The 20,797-nt window shown below is 63.2% G+C and carries 22 protein-coding genes; 8 read left to right on the top strand and 14 right to left on the bottom strand.

What is annotated here, in order from left to right; all coding sequences use genetic code 11:
• Window positions 1–6: 6 nt before the first annotated feature.
• Together ASE60_RS23820 and ASE60_RS34085 are read left to right on the top strand one after the other, a co-directional pair.
• The gene (locus ASE60_RS23820) at window positions 7–816 is read left to right on the top strand and encodes a DUF2092 domain-containing protein (RefSeq protein ID WP_057253605.1); all 810 of its coding nucleotides are present in this window, start codon (window positions 7–9) and stop codon (window positions 814–816) included.
• The gene (locus ASE60_RS34085; protein ID WP_082616034.1) at window positions 813–1,025 is read left to right on the top strand and encodes a hypothetical protein; all 213 of its coding nucleotides are present in this window, start codon (window positions 813–815) and stop codon (window positions 1,023–1,025) included. Before ASE60_RS23820 ends, ASE60_RS34085 begins: the two co-directional genes overlap by 4 nt.
• A gap of 117 nt (window positions 1,026–1,142) precedes the next feature.
• Here the strand turns inward: ASE60_RS34085 and ASE60_RS23815 are convergent, their stop codons facing one another.
• The gene (locus ASE60_RS23815; RefSeq protein ID WP_057253603.1) at window positions 1,143–2,210 is read right to left on the bottom strand and encodes an alkene reductase; all 1,068 of its coding nucleotides are present in this window, start codon (window positions 2,208–2,210) and stop codon (window positions 1,143–1,145) included.
• 107 nt (window positions 2,211–2,317) lie between these two features.
• Between ASE60_RS23815 and ASE60_RS23810 the strand changes: the two genes are divergently transcribed.
• Both ASE60_RS23810 and ASE60_RS23805 read left to right on the top strand, forming a co-directional pair.
• Complete coding sequence (locus ASE60_RS23810) at window positions 2,318–3,196, top strand: LysR family transcriptional regulator (protein WP_057253601.1); 879 nt, start codon at window positions 2,318–2,320, stop codon at window positions 3,194–3,196.
• 169 nt (window positions 3,197–3,365) lie between these two features.
• Complete coding sequence (locus ASE60_RS23805; protein WP_057253599.1) at window positions 3,366–5,099, top strand: adenylate/guanylate cyclase domain-containing protein; 1,734 nt, start codon at window positions 3,366–3,368, stop codon at window positions 5,097–5,099.
• Window positions 5,100–5,147: 48 nt separating this feature from the next.
• Here ASE60_RS23805 and ASE60_RS23800 read toward each other — a convergent pair whose 3' ends face one another.
• Both ASE60_RS23800 and cax read right to left on the bottom strand, forming a co-directional pair.
• Window positions 5,148–5,516, bottom strand: a complete 369-nt coding sequence (locus tag ASE60_RS23800) for a hypothetical protein (RefSeq protein WP_057253597.1) — start codon at window positions 5,514–5,516, stop codon at window positions 5,148–5,150.
• Between the two features lie 410 nt (window positions 5,517–5,926).
• Window positions 5,927–7,024, bottom strand: a complete 1,098-nt coding sequence (gene cax, locus ASE60_RS23795; protein ID WP_057253595.1) for a calcium/proton exchanger — start codon at window positions 7,022–7,024, stop codon at window positions 5,927–5,929.
• A gap of 311 nt (window positions 7,025–7,335) precedes the next feature.
• Here cax and ASE60_RS23790 point away from each other — a divergent pair, with 311 nt between their 5' ends.
• Both ASE60_RS23790 and ASE60_RS23785 read left to right on the top strand, forming a co-directional pair.
• On the top strand, window positions 7,336–9,381 hold the full coding sequence (locus ASE60_RS23790) for an ATP-binding protein (protein ID WP_057254391.1): 2,046 nt from the start codon (window positions 7,336–7,338) through the stop codon (window positions 9,379–9,381).
• A 236-nt stretch (window positions 9,382–9,617) separates the two neighbouring features.
• Window positions 9,618–10,019, top strand: coding sequence for a VOC family protein (locus ASE60_RS23785; RefSeq protein ID WP_057253593.1), 402 nt, complete (start codon window positions 9,618–9,620; stop codon window positions 10,017–10,019).
• A 29-nt stretch (window positions 10,020–10,048) separates the two neighbouring features.
• Here the strand turns inward: ASE60_RS23785 and ASE60_RS23780 are convergent, their stop codons facing one another.
• Both ASE60_RS23780 and miaA read right to left on the bottom strand, forming a co-directional pair.
• Complete coding sequence (locus ASE60_RS23780; RefSeq protein WP_057253590.1) at window positions 10,049–10,336, bottom strand: hypothetical protein; 288 nt, start codon at window positions 10,334–10,336, stop codon at window positions 10,049–10,051.
• Window positions 10,333–11,271, bottom strand: coding sequence for a tRNA (adenosine(37)-N6)-dimethylallyltransferase MiaA (gene miaA, locus ASE60_RS23775; RefSeq protein ID WP_057253588.1), 939 nt, complete (start codon window positions 11,269–11,271; stop codon window positions 10,333–10,335). The genes ASE60_RS23780 and miaA overlap by 4 nt, the downstream gene beginning before the upstream one ends.
• On the opposite strand from miaA, the gene serB reads away from it, so the two are divergent.
• Both serB and ASE60_RS23765 read left to right on the top strand, forming a co-directional pair.
• Window positions 11,270–12,157 carry a phosphoserine phosphatase SerB gene (gene serB / locus ASE60_RS23770; RefSeq protein ID WP_057253586.1) on the top strand — a complete coding sequence of 296 codons (888 nt, stop codon included), beginning with the start codon at window positions 11,270–11,272 and terminating at the stop codon, window positions 12,155–12,157. The two genes, miaA and serB, sit on opposite strands and share 2 nt — an antisense overlap.
• The gene (locus ASE60_RS23765) at window positions 12,154–12,720 is read left to right on the top strand and encodes a GNAT family N-acetyltransferase (RefSeq protein ID WP_057253584.1); all 567 of its coding nucleotides are present in this window, start codon (window positions 12,154–12,156) and stop codon (window positions 12,718–12,720) included. Before serB ends, ASE60_RS23765 begins: the two co-directional genes overlap by 4 nt.
• Before the next feature lie 86 nt (window positions 12,721–12,806).
• Here the strand turns inward: ASE60_RS23765 and ASE60_RS23760 are convergent, their stop codons facing one another.
• The 9 genes from ASE60_RS23760 to ASE60_RS23720 all read right to left on the bottom strand — a co-directional run bounded on the left by ASE60_RS23760 (window position 12,807) and on the right by ASE60_RS23720 (window position 20,779).
• Window positions 12,807–13,709 carry a LysR substrate-binding domain-containing protein gene (locus ASE60_RS23760; protein WP_057253582.1) on the bottom strand — a complete coding sequence of 301 codons (903 nt, stop codon included), beginning with the start codon at window positions 13,707–13,709 and terminating at the stop codon, window positions 12,807–12,809.
• Window positions 13,710–13,923: 214 nt separating this feature from the next.
• Entirely contained in the window at window positions 13,924–14,703 is a 780-nt protein-coding gene (locus tag ASE60_RS23755) for an RDD family protein (RefSeq protein ID WP_057253580.1), read from the bottom strand.
• A gap of 335 nt (window positions 14,704–15,038) precedes the next feature.
• Window positions 15,039–16,520 carry a DegQ family serine endoprotease gene (locus ASE60_RS23750; protein ID WP_057253578.1) on the bottom strand — a complete coding sequence of 494 codons (1,482 nt, stop codon included), beginning with the start codon at window positions 16,518–16,520 and terminating at the stop codon, window positions 15,039–15,041.
• Window positions 16,521–16,870: 350 nt separating this feature from the next.
• Window positions 16,871–17,257, bottom strand: coding sequence for an ACT domain-containing protein (locus ASE60_RS23745; RefSeq protein WP_057253576.1), 387 nt, complete (start codon window positions 17,255–17,257; stop codon window positions 16,871–16,873).
• A gap of 6 nt (window positions 17,258–17,263) precedes the next feature.
• A complete protein-coding gene (locus ASE60_RS23740; protein ID WP_057253574.1) occupies window positions 17,264–17,449 on the bottom strand; it encodes a DUF2065 domain-containing protein in 186 nt (61 codons plus the stop codon).
• Between the two features lie 7 nt (window positions 17,450–17,456).
• Window positions 17,457–18,380: a protease modulator HflC gene (locus tag ASE60_RS23735; protein ID WP_057253572.1), complete on the bottom strand. Its 924-nt coding sequence runs from the start codon at window positions 18,378–18,380 to the stop codon at window positions 17,457–17,459.
• Window positions 18,377–19,489: an FtsH protease activity modulator HflK gene (gene hflK / locus ASE60_RS23730; protein ID WP_057253570.1), complete on the bottom strand. Its 1,113-nt coding sequence runs from the start codon at window positions 19,487–19,489 to the stop codon at window positions 18,377–18,379. The genes ASE60_RS23735 and hflK overlap by 4 nt, the downstream gene beginning before the upstream one ends.
• A gap of 155 nt (window positions 19,490–19,644) precedes the next feature.
• Entirely contained in the window at window positions 19,645–20,181 is a 537-nt protein-coding gene (locus ASE60_RS23725; RefSeq protein ID WP_057253568.1) for a dihydrofolate reductase, read from the bottom strand.
• Entirely contained in the window at window positions 20,174–20,779 is a 606-nt protein-coding gene (locus tag ASE60_RS23720; protein ID WP_057254388.1) for a glutathione S-transferase, read from the bottom strand. Before ASE60_RS23720 ends, ASE60_RS23725 begins: the two co-directional genes overlap by 8 nt.
• Window positions 20,780–20,797 lie beyond the last annotated feature (18 nt).

Here is a 20,797-nt window from a genome sequence, read left to right as displayed (position 1 = left end):
AATCAGATGGTGAAGCTTGTGCAGAAAGCGGTGGTGCGTTCCACCGCGACGGTGTCGGCTGCGGTATTGGCATTAATCGTTGGCATGGGAACACCTTCAGGCGCGAAGGCCGGGGATGCTGAGGCCAAGAGCCTGCTCAAGGCCATGTCCGACTATTTGGCGGCGCAGAAGACCATATCTTTTGGTTATGATACTAATCTCGAGGTTGTTACCAAGGATCACCAGAAGCTCCAACTGGCGAGTTCTGGAACGATCGATCTCACCCGGCCCGACAAGATTCGTGCGACGCGCACTGGCGGCTTCGCCAATGTCGAGATGATCTTCGACGGCAAGACTCTCACGGTTGTCGGCAAGGACGCCAATCTCTATACCGAGGTCGAGAAGACCGGCACGCTGGACCAGCTCGTCGACGAGTTGCGGGAAAAGCTCCAGAAGCCCATGCCTGGCGCCGATTTGCTTCTGTCGAATGTCTACGATGTGCTGATGACCGACGTTGTTGACGTAAAGGACCTCGGCAGCGGCGTAATCGGCGGCACCGAATGCGATCATCTGGCATTTCGCACCAAGGAGATCGATTGGCAGATCTGGATCGCTCAGGGCGAGCGCCCCTATCCCTGCCGGTATGTCATCACCAGCAATCAGCTTGACCAGGCACCGCAATACAGCGTCCAGACCAGGGACTGGAAGACCGGCAGTGAGGTTGCTGCGGACGATTTCGGCTTCAAGAACGAGACCAACGCAAAGAAGGTCGATCCGAAGGAACTCACCGATATTGATGAACTGCCCGGCCATCTGGCCATAGGAGGCGGCCAATGACCGTGTCAAAGAAATTGAGAATTTTGCTGCTCGCCGGCATCGTCGGCTTTCCAGGACTGCAAGCTGCAGAGCGCATTCCAGCATTGAGTTCGTACAGTTTCGTCTCGACAGCCGAGGCCAGGGTCGGGCGTCCGCTTACGCCGGTCAGCGTGGCCGGAGTGGCGCGGCGCACCGTGCGCCGCTGCGCAGTTGGCGTCTACTACTGCTAAATCGCAGCCGAGAAGCTCAATGCGCTCCTATGGTCGGGTGATCAAGACGTGCAGCTACTGCATGTTTCCTTTAATCGTAGCCGGTTAAAGGACAAAAACATGCAGTAGGCTCCCACTTCAGGCGGTAGCGGCGAGCGCCGGGTAGTCGACGTAGCCCTTCCCGGTGCCGCCGAAATAGGTCATGCGGTCGGCGTCGTTCATCGGCGCCTCGGCTTTCAGCCGGTGAACGAAATCCGGATTGGCCAGCACCATCTGGCCATAAGCCTCCAGATCGGCGAGCCCGGATGCGAGATCGGAACCGATCGCGTCGCGTCCGCGGCCGGGCCTGTTCAGGATCAAGGGCTGCGTCCAGAGCTTGCGGATCGAGGCGAGCAATGGCTCGTCGCCCGCATGCATGATGTGCAGATAGGCAAGGCCCAGCCTGTCGAGTTCGGCAACCAGATAACGATAAAGATCAGGCCCTTCGGCGCCCTCGTCGATGCCCCACATCGCAAGGCCGGGAGAAAGCCGGATGGCGGTGCGGTCCGCGCCGATCTCCTCGGCGATGGCCGCGGCTACCTCGATCGCAAACCGCGCCCGGTTCTCGATTGATCCGCCATATTCGTCGGTGCGGATGTTGGCGCTCGGCGCCAGGAACTGATGGACCAGATAGGCGTTCGCGCCATGGATTTCGACGCCATCGGCACCGGCCTCGATCGCGCGACGGGCCGCATGGCGGAAGTCGGCGACGGTCCGGCGCACTTCCTCTGACGTCAGCGCCCGCGGCGTCGGGATGTCCTGCATGCCCGTTGCCGTGAACATGCCACTCCCCGGCGCAATCGCCGAGGGCGCTACGCCCTGGCGGTGATGCGGCGTGTTGTCCGGATGCGACATGCGCCCGGCATGCATGAGCTGGACGAAAATATGACCGCCCCTCTCGTGCACGGCAGCAGTGATCTTCTTCCAGCCGGCGACATGCGCATCGGTGTAGATGCCGGGTGTCGTGAGATAGCCCTGGCCGTCGTCAGAAGGCTGGGTGCCTTCGGTCACGATCAGGCCGACGCTGGCGCGCTGGGCGTAATATTCCGCGGCGAGTGCGCCGGGCGTACCGTCATATTCGGCGCGGCTGCGGGTCATCGGCGCCATGGCCAACCGGTTGGCAAGCGTGTAGCGACCGATGCGGACACGGTTGAATAGCAGGCTCATCAGGATCTCCTTCGAGGCTTGTCCTTAAGTTGGAGTCCTTGTCCACTATTCCGTTTCCGGGATAAATATAGCCATACTGAATTTACTATTCCACTGATGGAGCAAAGATGACCCATTTGAACGACATGGCACTGTTCGTCGAAGTCGCGAAAGCCAGAAGCTTTCGCAAAGCCGCCGAAATCGTCGGCATGCCCAACTCCACCCTGTCGCGGCGGATCAGCGAATTGGAGAAGGCGATCGGGCTGCGGCTGCTTCACCGCACGACGCGAAAGATCGAACTCACCGAAGCGGGCCAGCTCTATTTCGAGCGCAGCAAACGCATCGTCGACGAAGCGCGCCTCGCCCACGAGCAGCTCGGCGCGATGCTGGAGCAGCCGAGCGGCCTCCTGCGCGTGTCGATGCCGGTCGATTTCGCAACCATCTACATGACGCCGCTGATCGCGGAATTCGCCCGGCGCTATCCCGGCATCACCTTCGATTTCGACCTGACACCACGGCGCGTCGATCTGGTGGCGGAGCCCTTCGACGTGGTGATCCGTGCCGGCGAACTGCAGGATTCGCGCCTGATTGCACGGCTGCTCGGCCGCCACGCACGCTATCTCTACGCTTCCCCTGCCTATCTGGCGGCGTCTGGGGAGCCGCAGGATCCGGCGGATCTGGCCCGTCACGACTGCATCTCTATGCCGAGGGCAACGGACTGGACGCTGCATGATGGCCGCAACAACAAGATCGAGGTATCGGTCGGCGGCCGCTTCACGGTCAACAATGTCGGCATGATGAGCGCGCTTGCCGTCAACGGCCAGGGCATCGCCTTGCTGGCCGAGCGCATTGCCGGCGACGATTTCGCCGAGGGCCGGTTGAAGCGTGTGCTGCCCGCCTGGGAAGGCACCTCCGTCGCAATCCACGCCATCACCGAAACACGGCTGCTGCCGGCCAAGACCCAACGCTTCATCGAGTTTCTGCAGGAACAGATGGGACGCAGGTAGAGTAAGTCGCGCAGAAGTACGCAGCGGTTTTGCGAAACGACATTCGAAAAAAATCGAAAAAACGCAAGGAGCGAATCTGAAAGATCGCAACGCGCTTTGACCGCGAACGCCTTCATCTTCCGGCCCTAGTGAGAACACGCTAAAATATAGACAGCATGCGGAGAGCAGGATGGCAAACGGGCGCGTCGAGCGGCGACTTGCGGTCATCATGGCCACCGACATTGTCGGCTACTCCCGTCTAACGGAGGCCGACGAAATTCGCACGCTCGGCACTATGAAGCGGCTGCAGACGTCCATCCTTGCTCCCAGCATCGCCGCCTGCGGCGGGCGGATCGTCAAGCTGATGGGTGACGGCACGCTGGTCGTCTTCGACTCCGCCGTCAACGCGGTGGATTGCGCCCTATCGCTGCAGGAGGCGCTCGCTTCCGATCAGCTGGAGCAGCCTCCCGACGACCGCATCCTCGTCAGGATCGGCATCAATCTCGCCGACGTCGTCATTGAAGGAGACGATCTCCTTGGCGACGGCGTCAACGTCGCCGCGCGCCTGCAGGCCTCGGCGTCCCCCGGTGGCATATGCATCGCCGATGTCGTCCATCGGCAACTCAGCGCCAAGAACCGATCGGCCTTCCTCGACGGCGGCGAGATCGCGCTGAAGAACATCACGCGCCCCATCCGCGTCTGGCACTGGACGGACGCACCGACAATGGGACCGGCGGCCTCGCAAGCCTGCGCGCACACGTCGATCGCGGTCCTGCCATTCGAGAACCTCGGCGGCGCGACGGAGCAGACCTTCTTCAGCGACGGCGTCAGCGAGGACGTCATCGGCGGGCTCGCGCGGTTCCGCTCGCTTTCCGTCACATCAGCCAGTTCATCCTTCAGCTTCCGCGATCGAAGTGTCGATAGAAGGGAGATCGGCCGCCGGCTCGGCGTCACCTACCTCGTCGAGGGCAGCGTCCGCCGCGCCGGCGAGCGGATCCGCGTCACCGCGCAGCTGGTCGAGGCAGCGAGCGGCGCGCACCTCTGGTCGGAGCATTACGACCGAAGCCTGACGGATATTTTCGCGGTGCAGGATGAGGTGACCCGGACGATCGTCTCCACCCTCGTCGGGCAGATCGAGAGCGCCGGCATGCGGCAGGCGCTCCGCAAGCCGCCGACGAGCCTTGCGGCCTATGAATTCTACCTGCGTGGGCTCGCGCATATTCGCGGCTACGAGCCGGAAGACAACCGGCAGGCATGCGCCATGTTCCAGGCGGCGGTCGACCGCGACCCGCATTTTGCCTTGGCTTACGCCCATCTGGCACTCGCGACCACCGCCGCGCAAGGCTACGCCAATGCCCCGCAGGACGTTCTCGACTGTGCCCTGGCCATGGCGCGCAAGGCGGTCTCGCTCGACGAGACCGAAGGCGGTTGCCAGCGGCTGCTGGCGCTCATTCACGTCAATCGCCGCGAATTCGAGTTGGCCGAGCGGCACTATCGGCGCGCCTATCTGCTGAACCCCAATGATGCCAGTACGCTGGTGCAGATGGGAGGCCTCTTTGCGCGACGCGGCAAGCTTGATGAAGCAATGGAGTGGATCAACGAAGGCTTCCGGCTGAACCCATTTCCGCCGCCCTGGTATAGCGCTGCACTCGGCAACGCCCTTTATATCCTCGGCCGCTATGAAGAGGCGGCCGCGGCGCTCAAGGAGTTGCCCAATCCCGGCCCCTTCACGCTCGCGCGCCTTGTCGCCTGCCATGCGCAGGCCGGCAGCAGCGCCGCCGCCGAGGAGACGAAGGCCCGCCTTCTGCAGGTGCGCCCGGACTTCTCCACGGAAGACTTCATCCGGCGCGGCCTCCTGCTTGAGCTGGACGAACACCGCGACCTGTTCCGCCAGGGCCTGCTGAAGGCAGGACTGCCGGCGTGACGCAATCGGCTGGCCCGATCATGGATCCGTTTCACACCGGAATTGGTTTCAGAACCGCGAAAAGCCCGTGAGCGGCGGCATGATGAAACCGCGCCCATCACCGATGAACGGCGCAAGCCCCTTGGCCACCGCCTCGCTCGGATTGCCGTAAACTTCGAGCCGCTCCACCGTGCAATGGGCAGACACATCCTGGATATGCGCGTCCGACATCTGCCAGTGCCGGAGCACGTCCTGCGAATTACGATAGAGCTGTATGCTCACCGCCTGCATCGCCTTCTCGTCGATGAAGGTCTGCACCATCAGCTGCGGCGCGTGCCTTTCGACGAATGCGATTGCGCCCAGCACCGCCTCGCGGAACGGATCGAGATGGCCGGGGGCGATCCTCATCAGGTTTCGAAAAAGCAATTGCTCGGTCATGCCCGTCCTCCATGTCGCTTGTCGTTTGGCTCCCCGGGCCGGGCTGGAACCGGGAATGACGCTCCGACGCGTTGTCATGGAAGGGTTTGTAGAAGCTCAACTATAGTTGAGGTCAAGCCTGATAAAACGACAAAGTTTTAGGGGCGAACGCTGTTCGTGCACCCCGCATTAACACTTGCCGTGGAAGATTCGCATTGCTGCATGATGCAGCTTCAAACCAAGGGCAATGATATGCTTGACCTCCCTGTGTTGATGCCGCTCGTCATCAGCTTTGCTGCGATCTACCTGTTCTTCCGCTGGGTCGTATTCGACATGAACTCCCCCAAATAGCCGGCAGCCGCGCGCCACCTCGATCCCCGCCATCCCGCCCGAAGATCCCTTGATATCGTCGACCAGACGGAAGCCGCGTCTCACGGCTGTTGTGGTGGCAGCAGGAACAGGGTCATGCCGAAGATCACGTAGACCGTCAGCGCCAGCACGCCCATGTACCAGGCAGAACGGCCGGCATTCGACAGCAGCGTCGCCGCCATCGTCGCGACCAGCATCATCACGATGGCCCCCGGCCAGAACTGCAGGTCCATCGGCTGCGGCCCGAGCACATAGCTCAAGAGCACCAGCAGCGGCGCGACAAAGAGAGCGATCTGCACCGCGCTGCCGAGCGCGATGCCGACGCTCAGGTCGAGCCGGTCCTTGCGCGCTGCGGAAAAGGCGGTCGCCATCTCGGCGGCGGCCCCGACCAGCGCCACGACGACGAAGCCGACGAAGGCCGGCGTCATGCCAAGCTCTTCCGCCGCCACCTGCACCGAGCCGACGAAAACCTCGCTGACGAGCGCCACCAGCACGGTCACCGCCAGAAGCACGCCGATACCGGTCGCCAGCGGCCAATGCGCCTCCTCTCCGCCATGCCCGGAGCCGGCGGAGATGAAAAGTTCGCGATGGGTCCTGAGCGAAAACAGCATCCAGAGCCCGTAGACGACGATCAGGACAACAGACAGGCCGGCGCTCAATTGCTGGGTGAAGGGCGTCTGCGGCTGTCCGTCGGCTGCGCCGATGAGCGACGGCACGAGAACCGCGACCGTCGCCATGAACAGAAGGCTCGCCAGGAAGCGCGCATTCACCCGGTTGAACTCCTGCAGGTGATAGCGCAGTCCGCCGAAGAGGAACGAGCCTCCGAGCATGAAGAGCGTATTGGTGACGATGGCGCCGGCGATCGAGGCCTTGACCAGCAGGTATTGACCGGCGGCGAGCGCCATCAGCGCGATGACGAGTTCCGTCAGGTTGCCGAGCGTCGCGTTGAGCAACGCGCCGATCGTATCGCCGGTTCGTGCCGCGACGGACTCCGTCGCCTGGCTGAGCAGGGCCGCAAGCGGCACGATGGCAGCCACCGAAAGGAGGAACAGCAAAGTGTGCGCCCCCGGCCAGATGTGCTCGCCCGCGATCGCCAGGGGGACGAAAACGAGAAGCCAGAGAATGGGTGTCCGGCGCACGTAATCAAATGCACTGCCCATGGCCGCCTCCCCACGCCAACCGGCAAGCCTAACCGGATGCCATGTCCGGCTGGATGCTGTTGGTCAGGGCATAGGATTATTCCGCTTCAGGCAAAGGCGCATTGACTTTTATCAAGTCGCACGCGCCACGGCCCTACCGTCGACCCGCCGCGCCACGAGATCGCCGAGCAGGCGCTGCCGACCGTGCTGATCGGCGCCGCCTCGGCCGGCATCCTGCGCCACCTCCTGGGCTGAGCGTCGGGCAAATCCGCGAAACCACTTGTTAAATCCCCCCGGCTAACATGAGCGACCGTGATGCCGGGGTTTTTGCGTTGCTGAACAATGATCTTCATTCCTCAATCCGCGCGGGAGAGCAGGATCGCCGTGACGGCCTGAAGCCCGGCAACCGGTTCCTGGGGCGTGTCGTCGCGTGCAGCGGCGCGCGCGCCACGATCGCTGCCGTCGCCGAAAACGGCGAAACGTCGCTGACCGAACTCTGGTCGGTCGGGCGACTGATCTCGATCTCCGTCGGCAGAAACCGCGTCGTGGCGCTGGTCTATTCCATGCAGACCGCCTCGGCCGAATGGGGCGAGGAAGCCAACAACACCTTCCGCATCGAAGTCGAACTGATGGGCGAGGTCCACAAGGGGGCCGATGGGCGCGAGGCGTTTTCCGCCGGCATCAGCCAATATCCCTATCTCGGCGCCATCGTGCACCGCATTCGCGCGGCCGACCTTGCCCGCATCTACGATTCCGGCCGCAACGACAGCTGCATCATCGGCAAGCTCACTCAGGATGAGAGCCTCGACGCGACGATCCACGTTCCCTCGATGCTCGCCAAGCACTTCGCCATCGTCGGCACGACCGGTGTCGGCAAATCGACCGCAGTCACGCTGCTGCTCAACAAGGCGATCGCCTCGGATCCGAAGCTGCGCGTGCTGATCCTCGACCCGCACAACGAGTTCGCCGCCGCCTTCCCGGAGCTTGCGGTCGTCATCGACACCGACACGCTCGACCTGCCCTTCTGGTTCTTCCGCCTCGAGGAATTCGCCGAGGTGATCTTCCGCGGCCGCCCGGCGCCGCCGGACGAGCTCGACATGCTGCGCGACATCATTCCCGAAGCGAAGAAGGCTTTCCGGGGTGGCGAATCCGGCCTCATGCGGCGCCAGACGGAGAAAAGCTCGATCACCGCGGATACGCCGGTGCCCTACCGTATCGCAGACCTCTTGGCGCTGATCGACGAACGCATCGGCCGGCTTGAGGGGCGCAACGACAAGCCGCATCTGCGCTCGCTGAAGGTCAAGATCGTCTCGGCGATCAACGATCCGCGCTACCATTTCATGTTCTCCTCGAACACCATCACCGACACGATCCAGGACACGATCGCCAAGATCTTCCGCATTCCCGGCGATGGAAAGCCGATCGCCACCTTCGAACTTGCCGGCATTCCCTCGGAAGTCGTCAATTCCGTCGCTTCGGTGCTCTGCCGCATGGCTTTCGAAATCGGCCTGTGGAGCAATGGCGGCATTCACATGCTTGTCGTCTGCGAAGAGGCGCACCGCTACGTGCCGGCCGATCCCTCGCTCGGGTTCCTGCCGACCCGCCAGGCGATTGCCCGCATCGCCAAGGAGGGCCGCAAATACGGCGTCTCGCTCGGCGTCATCACCCAGCGCCCCGGCGAGCTCGACCCGACGATCCTTTCCCAGTGCTCGACGGTCTTTGCCATGCGGCTTGCCAACGACCGCGACCAGGAGATCATCCGTTCGGCCATCCCGAACTCCTCGACCTCGACCACCAGCTTCATCTCCTCGATCGGCAACGGCGAAGCGATCGCCTTCGGCGAGGCCGTCGCGGTGCCGATGCGCATGCGTTTCAACCGGATAGCCGAAGAGCGCCTGCCGCGCGCCCACGGCATCGTCGACCGGATCGACGAAGACGCACCGCCAACCGTCGACCTGCGCTCGATCGTCAGCCGCATGCGGGCGATCAACGGGCCGGATATTTCCGGCTTCCAGCAGAGCTACATCGCGGCGACGACCGGCAGCGAAGAGCAGCGCTGGGACAGCGAACTCGGAGCCACATCCGCAAGCGAGGCGGAGCATGGCTTCGCCGACGAGGCCCTCTCTGCCGAGCCCTACCGCCCGGACATGCTTCCACGCAGCACCATTTCCCCCAATCCCGAGCTGGAGCGTTTCAACCAGATCCGCCAACAGCTTCTGAACGAAAAGCCCGCGGCCGAGCAGCCCGCGCCTCGCTTCGGGGCACCGCCGCCGACGGCACACGATTCGCCGCCGACCGCGGGCGATCGACCGCGCGAAGGGTCGCTCCGGGAAAGCCTGCTAAAGCGGCCGCTCGGCAGCATCATCCGCAAGACCTAGCGCAAATTCCCGTCGCTCCTTGCGCGACCCCTGGCCTTGCCAGGGAAATTGGGCCTCCGATAGAATACGGATCATGATTGTCTCGTGATCCGGGCGCTCATCCAAAGGTGCGGTCGCAAGGCTTCTGGAATGCCAAGGAACCTTTGCAGCGCCCCGTCGTTGGTCTGCGCAATCCTGTAGCGCGAACAGACAGCGGATCTTCAAGCACTCAACGAAAACGAAGTCAGGAGGCCGCCATGGTCGCAAGCGTAACCCCTTTCTTGATGTTCCAGGATGGCGTCGCGGAGGCAGCCATGGCCTTCTACATCTCGCTGTTCCCGAATGCCGAGGTGCTGGAGATCGAGCACTATGGCCCGGGCGAGCAGGGTCCTGAAGGCAGCATCAAGGTCGCGCTGTTCCGGCTCGGCGCACAGAGGGTCAAGTGCATCGACAGCCCGGTCAAACACGCCTTCGATTTTACCCCCTCCTTCTCCTTCTTCGTCGAATGCCAGAGCGAGGACGAGATCATCACGCTCGCGACCATGCTGGCCGAGGACGGTGCCGTGCTGATGCCACTCGACAACTACGGTTTCAGCCAGCGCTTCAGTTGGGTCAACGACCGCTTCGGCGTTTCCTGGCAGCTGAATTTGGCGGCCTGAGCGCAACTCTGCCGAGCGAGACTGACGTGTCAGCCCCTCAAATCGGCATAGTCCCACGATGCCTCAAGCCGGAGACGGGCCTCTTTGACGACGTCGGCGTAGTCTGCCCGAAAAGGTGCGACCAGTTGCTTTTCCAGATCCGCAAGCAACCCGTGCAGCACAGCGCATTCAGCGGTGCTTTCGAAGCACTCCGCGGCCGGCGTGGGAGCATCATTCTCCTCGCACCAACGGGAAAGAAGGTCGAAAAATACGAGGGCTTCATCGGGAGAAAGGCGGATTTCCGCGCTGTCGGGAAGTGATTTCTGCTCGTTTTTCATGGTCGGGAGTTGGCCCCTCCGCTCGACAACACGGCCTCGGCGCGCTCGATCCGCCGCCAGCTCTCGTCGAGCTGATTGCGGAACCAGGTCATCTGGCGCTTGGCATATTGCCGCGTTGCCGCAGCACCCATCTCGATCACCTCGGCCTCGTCGAGTTCGCCCCTCAAGAGTGCCGCAATCTGGCTGACGCCGATCGCCTTCATGAGGGGCATTTCCGGCGGCAGGTCGAGCGAAAGCAGCGTCCGCACTTCGTCGATCGCGCCGCCCGAAAGCATCAACTCGAAACGGCGATTGATGCGGTCGTGCAGGAGCTTTCGCTCCGGCAGCACCACGTATTTCTCCGCCCGGTCCGGATCGACGATCATGGGGCCGTTCTGCTTTTGGAAGAAGCGGATCGGCTTGCCGGTCGCCTCCACCACTTCGAGCGCCCGGACGATCCGCTGGCCGTCGCCGACGTTCAAGGTCGCCGCCGTCTCCGGGTCCTTGGCCTCGAGCACGCGATGCAGGGCTTCGGGCCCTTCCGCCTTCAGCCGTTCGCGCAGCCGCTCGCGGATCGCGGCCGGGATTTCGGGCATGTCTGAGAGACCGCCGGTCAGCGCCTTGAAATAGAGCCCGGTGCCGCCGACGAAGACCGGCATCCGCACCTCCTGCTTGAGCCGCGCGACCAGCGCCTGCGCCTCACGCACCCAGGCGCCGGTGGAATAGGCTGCGGCGGCCGGCACATGGCCATAGAGACAGTGCTCCACGCCGCCCATATCCGCTTCGTCGGGCCGCGCCGTCAGCAATCGCAGCGTGTCATAGACCTGCATGCTGTCGGCATTGACGACCACGCCGCCGTGCCGGCGCGCCAGTTCGACCGCAAGCGCAGACTTGCCGCTGGCGGTCGGCCCGGTTATCAGGATCGCGTCGCTCTCGGTTTCAAGGTTATTGTCCATGGCTCTCGTTGCCACGCTTATCGCCAATCCGTCAAATCCTGTTCTGACGCCAGCACTCGCGGAAACCGCCGCCGATGCCGTCAAGGCGTCCGGCCTCTATTGGCTGGCCGATGGCGTCGCCTGCGATATCGCGCTCGCCGACGGCACCGACCCGGATGCGGCCGAAACCCTGCTGCGCGATGCAATCGGCGGCGCGCCGATCGATGTCGCCGTGCAGGACGCCGAGAGCCGCCGCAAGCGGCTTTTGATCGCCGACATGGATTCGACAATGATCGGCCAGGAATGTATCGACGAACTGGCCGCCGAAGTCGGCCTCAAGGACAAGGTGGCGGCCATCACCGCCCGCGCCATGAACGGCGAGATCGCCTTCGAGCCGGCGCTGATCGAGCGCGTCGCGCTTTTGAAGGGCCTGCCACTCAGCGTCGTCGACGAGGTGATCGCCAAACGCATCACTCTGACGCCGGGTGGACGCACCCTGATCGCGACGATGAAGAGCAAGGGGCATTACACCGCGCTCGTCTCCGGCGGCTTCACCGTCTTCACCGGACCGATCGCCGAGATGCTCGGCTTCGACGAGAACCGCGCCAACACGCTGATCGCCGAAGATGGCGTGCTGACCGGCGAGGTCGCCTCCCCCATCCTCGGCAAGCAGGCCAAGGTCGATGCCCTCATCGACATCGCCGGCCGCCTCGGCATCTCGACGGACGAAGCGCTTGCCGTCGGCGATGGTGCCAACGATCTCGGCATGATCCAGCTTGCCGGCACCGGCGTGGCGCTGCATGCCAAGCCCGTGGTCGCCGAACAGGCCAAGGTGCGCATCGACCACGGCGACCTGACCGCCCTTCTCTATCTCCAGGGCTATCGCAAGACGGATTTCGTCGGATGATCATCACCGAGACCGAGCGGCTGCGCATTCGGGCCTGGAAGGAAAGCGACCGCGATCTCTTCTTCGCCATCAACAGCGACCCCAAGGTCATGGAATTCTTCCCCTTCCGCCGCAACCGAGCGGAAGCCGACGCGCTCTTCGATCGTGTCGGTCGCGGCATCGCCGAGACCGGTCTGGGCTTCTTCGCGATAGCGCTGAAGGCCGACGACCGGCCGCTCGGCTTCTGCGGCCTCGCCTTGACCGACCTGGAGCCGCACCTGCCCAAGGGAACGGTCGAGATCGGCTGGCGACTGGCGCCGTCCTATTGGGGCAAGGGCTTTGTCACGGAAGCCGCCTGCGAGCTCCTGCGCTACGCCTTCGAGGAAAAGGGGCTCGACGAGGTCGTCTCCTTCGCGATCGCCGCCAACAGCCGCTCGACGGCGGTTATGCAACGGCTCGGCATGCACCGCGACGCCTCCCGCGACTTCGACCACCCCCGCGTCCCCGCCGACCAGCCGGCACTCGTGCGCCACGTGCTCTACGCCATCAGCGCCGCCGAGTGGCGGAAGCGGAACGCGAAGTAGCCAGGCCTTCTTTCGACAGGATTGCCCCTCACTATCCTGCCGGACAGAGAGGGGCCGATCACAACACTCTTGACTCTTGGCGCGCCTCACCTCTCCCGCCCGGCGCCCGGGTAGCTCCGCTCGATCCATTCAACAAACGCCTTCGCCGCATCCGACAGTGCATCGAAGCGCCGCGCCACGAGAAAGAACGCGCCATAGGGCACAGATACCTCGAAAGGCTGGATCAACCGCCCGGCGATCACATCATCGCGCGCATGGTCGCGGTCGATCAGCCCTGCGCCGCTGCCACGGAGCGTCGCCTGCAGCACCATCGAACCATCGGCAAAGATGGCGCCGCGCTCGAGCTTCACCGGCGCGGCACCGGCGGTCGTGAACCATTGTTCCCAGAGAAGCCGGTTGTCCTCATGCAGAAGCGCGTGCTGCAGCAGGTCGTCGGGGCGATCGAGCGGCTGCCCGGCGCCGGCGAGCGCCGGCGCGATCACCGGGATCATCTCGACTTTCGCGAGCGGTCGCGCCTCCACCCGCGGCCATGAAACGGCGGTCAAGCTGTGGCGGATGGCGATGTCGGCGTCGCCACTGCGAAACTCGGCGAGCCGGGATTCCGCATCGATCACCAGGTCGATCTCCGGGTGCGCCTCCTGAAACTCCTGCAGATGCGGCACCAGCCAGCACCCGGCAAAGGAAGGCTCGGCGCTGACCTTCAGCGTGTGCGAGAGCCGCCGCCCCGAAAGCATATCGAGGCTCTCTCCGACCATGTCGAATGCCGACGTCAGCACGCCAAGCAGCACGCGGCCATCGGCCGTCAGCCGGACGCTGCGATGATGACGCTCAAACAGCGGTCGGCCGATCAGATCCTCGAGCTCGCGCACCTGACGGCTGATCGCCGCCTGCGAAACGAAAAGCTCGGCGGCGGCCAGCGTGAAGCTCTCCAGCCGTCCCGCCGCCTCGAAACTCCGCAGCGCCGTCAGGGGCAATCGTCCGCGCTTCATGCATAACCTCAAGTTATCCTAAGCCGACAGTAAACTCGTTTGAGGGACAGGGGCAAGTGCGGTGAAATAAAGGTCAGAAAGGAGGTGCGGCCATGCTCGCGATCATCGACATCCTGTTCGAAGCCCTGCGGCGGATGACCTTCCAGCCGGCCCGCAGGAAGTCCTGCATGCACCCTCGAGCGGCAGAGCGTGGCGACTGTTAGTCTGCGGCGCTTCAACTCCGCACCCAGACCGAGGTTCCGGCAGCACGATCGTAAACGGGGTCCCGCTTTCGGATGACACTCACGGTAATCCAAGCAAACCATCCGACGAATATGAGCCCTGCGAGAATGTTGGCGCCGACGAAGAAAGGGTGGGTGAGCAGAACAAACGGGTCCCAGGCCCCACGTGCCACAGCGAGTTCAAATCCCAACGTCACCAGCATGCCGGGAACGACCGCAGCAAACATCACGGCGTAACGCAGCAAAGCCGAACGGACAGGTACGCCAACGGCGAAGGCATCCCGATGGCTCGCCGTTCTGATAGAAAGCAACTGCTTACCGAGGGTCGCGCCGCGGCGGCTTTCCAGCACCACGAGATACGCCAGGAATACGATAATGCCGAAGAAATCGACGGGCCAGACGTCGCGTTGTTTCCCGTCTGCTCCCAGATAATAGGTTTGCGAAATCCGGGTCGTGGTCCCAGCTTCAACGGTAATCTTGCTGACCGTCAAAGTTCTTTTCAGGTCGAACCCAGCCAACGTAACCCGGCATTCAACGACGCTATTGTAATCGGCTGGTGGCGGTGGCGTAGGCGCTATCGGAAGATCACCGATATCTTCGCAAACCGTACTATGGAAACCAAAACTGGCCTGCACGGCTCCGCCGGTTAGCATGAACAGAACGACGACCACAGCCTGCATCGGCAGGGCGACAAGCATAAAGTCTATGAGGAATGCTATGGCTCGTCGCCAGAAGCCTGCGCGCGATACGACATTCTCAACGCTGTACGTCATCAGATTCCCCCGGCGAAATGGGATCTGTTCGACCCCAGTTCGCTAGGTGTAAAGACAACCTTGCGGGGAAATCAATACCTGCCCTACCCGCGCCAGCCGCTCGTCGCCACAATCGCATCCAACTCCGAAAGAAACGCGGACAACCGCACGCCCTTTTCTGGTCGCGGACGCAGGATGAGGGGCGGCAGCAAACCACTGAAGAGATCTGAATCAAAAACTGAACAGGTGGATTCTATCTTCAAGCCTGTCCGCCGATCGCACTGAAAAGACTCGACAATCGGCGGCATGACCGCAGCAAAACACGCGGCGGCGGCTGGCCATCGTGGCGGGCTCGCCTACTCCACCCGCACCGTGACGAAGCGCAGTTCGCCGGTCTTGCTGGAGAGCATCAGGAGCGCGTTGCGGCGGCCGTTCGACTTCAACTCCTCGACGCGATCGGCAACGTCGCCGGGCGTATCCATCGCCTCCTGGCCGACCTCGACGATCACGTCGCCTGGCTCGACACGGCGTTCCGCCGCCGCCGAATTCGGCGAGACCTCGGTGATGACAACGCCGTCCACGTCTTCGGCAATGCCGTATTTCTTCCGCGTCTCCTCGTTCAGCGTCGCAAGCTTCATGCCGAGCACGACATCGGTCGCGGGCAGCGGGGCTGCTTCGGGCTTGTCCGGCTTTTGCGTCTCGTCGTTGGTTGTCGCCGCCGGCGCGGCAGCGACCTCATCGCCATCTTCGAGGCGACCGAGCGTCACCTTGACCGTCTGCTCCTTGCCGTCACGGACGACCACCACGTCGACCGCCTTGCCGACAGGGCTTTCGGCAACGGCACGCGGCAGATCGCGCATCTCCGTGACGTCACGGCCGTCGAACTTGACGATGACGTCGCCGGCCTTGATCTCGCCATGGGCAATCGGCCCGCCCTCGATGATGCCGGAGACGAGCGCGCCATGCGGCGTCGCCATCTTCAGGCTCTCGGCGATATCGTCGGTCACCGGCTGGATACGGACGCCGAGCCAGCCGCGCCGGGTCTCACCGAAATCCTTGAGCTGCAGCACGACGTTGGCGGCAAGCTCCGTCGGTACCGAGAAGCCGATGCCGATCGAGCCACCCGACGGCGAGATGATCGCGGTGTTGATGCCGATCACTTCGCCGGCCATGTTGAAGAGCGGCCCGCCGGAGTTGCCGCGGTTGATCGCCGCGTCCGTCTGGATGAAGTTGTCGTAGGGACCGGCATTGATGTTGCGGCCGCGCGCCGAGATGATGCCGACGGAAACCGAGCCGCCGAGGCCGAACGGATTGCCGATCGCCATCACCCAGTCACCGATGCGCATCTTGCGGGAATCGCCGAAAGGCACCGCCTTCAGCGGCGTCTTCGGCTCCACCTTCAAGACCGCGAGATCGGTCTTGGTGTCCTTGCCGACGAGCTTGGCCTTGAGCTTGCTGCCATTGGCAAAGTTGATCTCGATATCGTCGGCGCCTTCGATCACGTGGTTGTTGGTAACGATGAAGCCGGTGGGGTCGATGACGAAGCCGGAGCCGAGCGAATCAACGGTGCGCTGACGGTTGCCGCCCTGGCCACCCTGCCCTTTGAAGAACTCGTCGAAATAGGGCTGGTAGGGCGAGCCCTCCGGCACCTGCGGTGCCGGCGCATCGTCATCGTTCTTGACCTTTTGCGAGGTCGCGATGTTGACGACCGCGTCCAGCAGCCCGGCGGCGAGATCGGCAACGGAAGCGGGACCGTTGGTCGGCGGGCGAATGGCCGTGTTCTGGGCGAGCGCCGTGCTGCTGAAGGCAAGCGCGCTTGTCAGCGCCAGAACGCCCAAGGTGGCGCCAAGCGAGTGAGCTCGGAATTTCGTTCGCGTGGACAAGTCGCTTAAGCTCCTCTGGCTGTTCGATGGTCGACCGCTTCTCTTGGCCGCCACCTCTCCTGCCTACGGCGCCGAGCGCCATAGCACTTTGATTCTTCGCACAATTTTGCGTCGACCGGAACCGGCAAGAGCGCCTATGCGGTAGGAACCGTCGACGCAATCCGCAAACCGCGCGACTTTCGATTTTCACCTGAAGATAAGGCGGAATTCGGAAGCGTCCACACACGATTTCCTGATCCCCGCGCAGAGGACTGCGAAAGGCTGGAGGGTACCGGCTGCGTCTTCTTGGAAGGAGGCGCGACGTGTCAGGTCGTCAGGTCGTGCCCGTGGTCTTTCAGGGCCTGCACGGCCTTGTCGAGATCGGAACCGGCGACGAAGACATAGTCGGTGCTGAAGGTCGAATTGGCGAAGACGCCGACGCCGGCGGCCGAAAGCGGCCTGAGCACGGACGAGAGCACGCCGGGAACGTCAAAGGCAAAGTGCTGTTCGACGCGGAAGCAGCGCCAGCCGAGCGAGCTCTGGACGCTGGAAGGCACGCGGGCGGCTCGGCAGACCAGCGTCATCTCCTCGCGGGAGCTCGACACCGTCCAGAAGCCCGGCCCCGGCAACCATTCCGGTATGCTGGAGCCGATAGTGAGGCGGGTGATCGCGTATTCGGCATCGACCAGCCGGATCAGCAGTTTATGTGGCATTTCGCATTATCCTCGAAGCAACCATACAAGTCCGACCCCGGCAGCCACGGAAAAGAGCCCCGCCAGTCGAAGCTGATGTTCGGGGACATACGGCAAACGCTTCGCCATTTCCACCAAAACCAAAGGGGCCAGTGCGTACACCAGCCCCTCGATGATCAGGAAGAAAGCGATTCCCGTCAGGAAATCTGACATCGTCCGCTTAGTTCCCGGTGGTTGCTGGCGGCGCCGCGGCAGCCGGTGCAGTGCCTTCGGAGTCGTTGAAGTAACGGAAGAATTCCGAATGCGGCGAAAGCACAAGCGTCGTGTCCGGGCTACCGATCGACTGGGTATAGGCCGCCATCGAGCGGTAGAATTCGAAGAACTTCGGATCGCGCGCAAAGGCGTCGGCAAAGGTCCTCGTCCGTTCGGCTTCGCCCTCACCGCGCAGAATTTCCGAATCGCGCTGCGCCTCGGCGACGATCTCGACGACCTGACGGTCGGCGATGGCGCGACGACGCTGGCCGGCTTCGTTACCGCGGGCGCGGATCAGTTCGGCTTCGGCCAGGCGCTCGGCCTTCATGCGGTCGAAGGTCTGCTGCGAGACTTCCTGCGTCAGGTCGGTGCGACGGATGCGAACGTCCTCGATGTTGAGGCCGAGCGATTCGGCATCGGTTTTGAGGTCGGCGCGAACTTCGCGCATCATCGATGCACGCTCGTCCGACAGTGCCGCTTCGAAGCCACGCAGACCGTAGACGCGGCGCAGCGATGCGTCGAGACGGGTGCGCAGGCGTGCCTCGGCCGAATCGCGGTCGCCCGAAACGGTTTCGCGGAAGCGGCGGGGATCGGCGATCTTGTAGACGACGAAGGCATCGACTTCATAGAACTTGCCGCCCGAGACCTGGACGCGGATGTTGTCGAGGTCGAAGCGCAGCGCCTGGTCTTCGACATATTGCACGCGGTCGGCATCCATGAAGGCGAAGGGCAGCTTGAAGTAGAGGCCCGGCTCGGCCTTGACGTCCTGGATCTGACCGAAGCGCACGACGATCGCCTGCTGGCGTTCGTTGACCACGAAGATCGACGAATAGAGACCGACGAAGACGACGGCGAGCAGGATCAGGATGACTGAGGTACGATTGTTGATCACTGTGCTGCTCCCGCTGCTGCTGCTGCTGCACCCGACTGGGCAGGCCGGCCAATTTCATTCAGCGGCAGATAGGGCAGAACGCCCTGCCCGTTCTTCTCGTCGATGATGACCTTCTTCGACTTGCCGAGAACGCCCTGCATCGTTTCGAGATAGAGACGTTTGCGGGTGACTTCGGGCGCCTTGGAATATTCGTCATAGACCGAGATAAAGCGTTGCGCCTCACCCTGTGATTCCTTGACGACGCGGTCCTTGTAGGCGGCCGCCTCTTCACGGATCTGCGCGCCCTGACCGCGGGCCTTGCCGAGCACCTGGTTGGCGTACTGGTTGGCTTCTTCGACGAAGCGGTCTTCGTCCTGTTCGGCACGCTGCACTTCGTCGAAGGCGTCGGCCACTTCGCGCGGCGGCGCCGCATCCTCGATCGCGACGGTGTTGACGGAGACGCCGGCACCATAGGTGTCCATCGTCGCCTGGATCGTGCTCTTCACGTCGGCGGCGATTGCCTGACGGTTGTCGCGGAAGATGTCCTGGGCCGGACGGCGGCCGACGACTTCGCGCATGGCGCTTTCTGCGACCCGCTGCAGCGTGTCGGACGGGTTCTCGACGTTGAACAGATAGGCCTTCGGGTCGGTGACCGAGTAGAGCACCGAGAACTGCACGTTGACGATGTTCTGGTCGCCGGAGAGCATCAGACCCGAATTGGACTGACCACCAGTGCGCCCGCCAATGTTTTGCTGCTGCTCCGTCACCTTGACGATCTCGACCGTTTCGAGCGGCCAGAAGTGATAGTGCAGGCCCGGCATCGAAATTTCTTCCTTCGGCTTGCCGAAGCGCATTTCGACGCCGCGCTCGTCTGGCTGCACCGTGTAGATCGAATTGATCAGGATGAAGCCGACGATCAGCAGGCCGACGATGGCGAAGACACCGCCGTTGAAACCGCCGGGAACGACATTCTTAAGCTGGTCCTGACCACGGCGAATGATCTCTTCCAGATCCGGCGGGCCACCCTTGCCGCCACGCGGCCGATTGGGCCCCTGGCCCCATGGGCCCTGATTGCCGCCGCCGCCGCCGCCCCATGGGCCGCCGCCGCCATTCTGATTGCTCCAGGGCATCAAAACCTCTCTATTGACACTTCCCACGCCAAACGGCCGCGCCACCGCGCGGTCGTTTACGATGTGAAACCGTTATAGGTATCACCCGCACCGCTTTCAACGCGATAGGCCCGAGTTCACCGTAAATGGTTCAAAATAGTTGACGATCCGGCGCGTCAGGCTGTCGCACGCCGCTTCCAGGTAACGAAATGCATGGCGTGACTGTCCTTTTCGCCCTGCGGCAGGTCTTCTTCGAACACCTTCTCGAACACTTGCGCGTCGATATCAGGAAAGCGCGTGTCACCATCGACCTCGGCCTGGACCTCGGTCACGTGCAGGATATCCGCCATGCCGATCGACTGGCGATAGATCTCGCCGCCGCCGATAACGCAGATCTCATCGACGCCCGCCGCCTGAGCCTCGCGGTTCGCGACCGCGATCGCGGCATCGAGCGATGGCACGACATCAGCGCCTTCGGCGACAAAATCCGTGTTGCGGGTGATGACGATATTGGCTCGGCCAGGTAGCGGACGGTTCAGCGAAGCCCAGGTCTTGCGCCCCATGATCACCGGCTTGCCGATCGTCAGCGCCTTGAAGCGCTTGAGGTCAGTCGAAAGCCGCCAGGGCAGATCGCCGTCTCGCCCGATGACGCCGTTGGCGGCAACGGCGACGACGATCGATATCTTCGGATGGATGCTCTTCGTTTCAGTCATGGAACCCGTTCGGTTTGCTGTCGATTTCCCTTGCCCGGTCGTAGGCCGCCCGGTCCGTCACCACGCGGATGTAGCGGTCGACCACCGTGCTTTCCGGCAGGATCTTGCGCATCCATTGCAGCGCGCTTGCGAGCAGCAGGTCGGCCGCACTCATCGTTTCGCCGAGCAGATAGGTCCGGCGGGTGAGCACGTCGATCACATGAGCGCACATTTCGTTGTAGAGCCGCGCCTGCGCCGGATTGTTGATGGTCGCACCGGAGATATGGGCGAGCGCCGTCGGCTCGATCACCCCGGCATAATAGGCGAGCCAGGAGAGATAGGCGCCGCGCTCCTTGTGACCGGGCGGCCGACCGAGGCTGCAATCGGGATGGAGGTCGGTCAGATATTGCACGACCGCCGCCGATTCCCAGATCACTGCGCCGTTGTGAATGAGCGCCGGCACCTGCTTGTGCGGATGCGGATTGTTATCGTCCGGCGCGCCGGAGCCATCCCAGCGGCGGATCGAGACGTAGCGGATCTCGTATTCGGCACCCAGTTCCTCAAGCAGCCAGACGATGCGCGACGACCGCGACAGGGGCGCATGGATCAGTGTGAGCATCATACCTCCCTTGAGGGC

The organism is Ensifer sp. Root278, assembly GCF_001429285.1.
Classification (GTDB): Bacteria; Pseudomonadota; Alphaproteobacteria; order Rhizobiales; family Rhizobiaceae; genus Ensifer.
The sequence above is the reverse complement of the archived record's forward strand: the minus strand, read 5'-3'. Positions and strand labels throughout refer to the sequence as shown.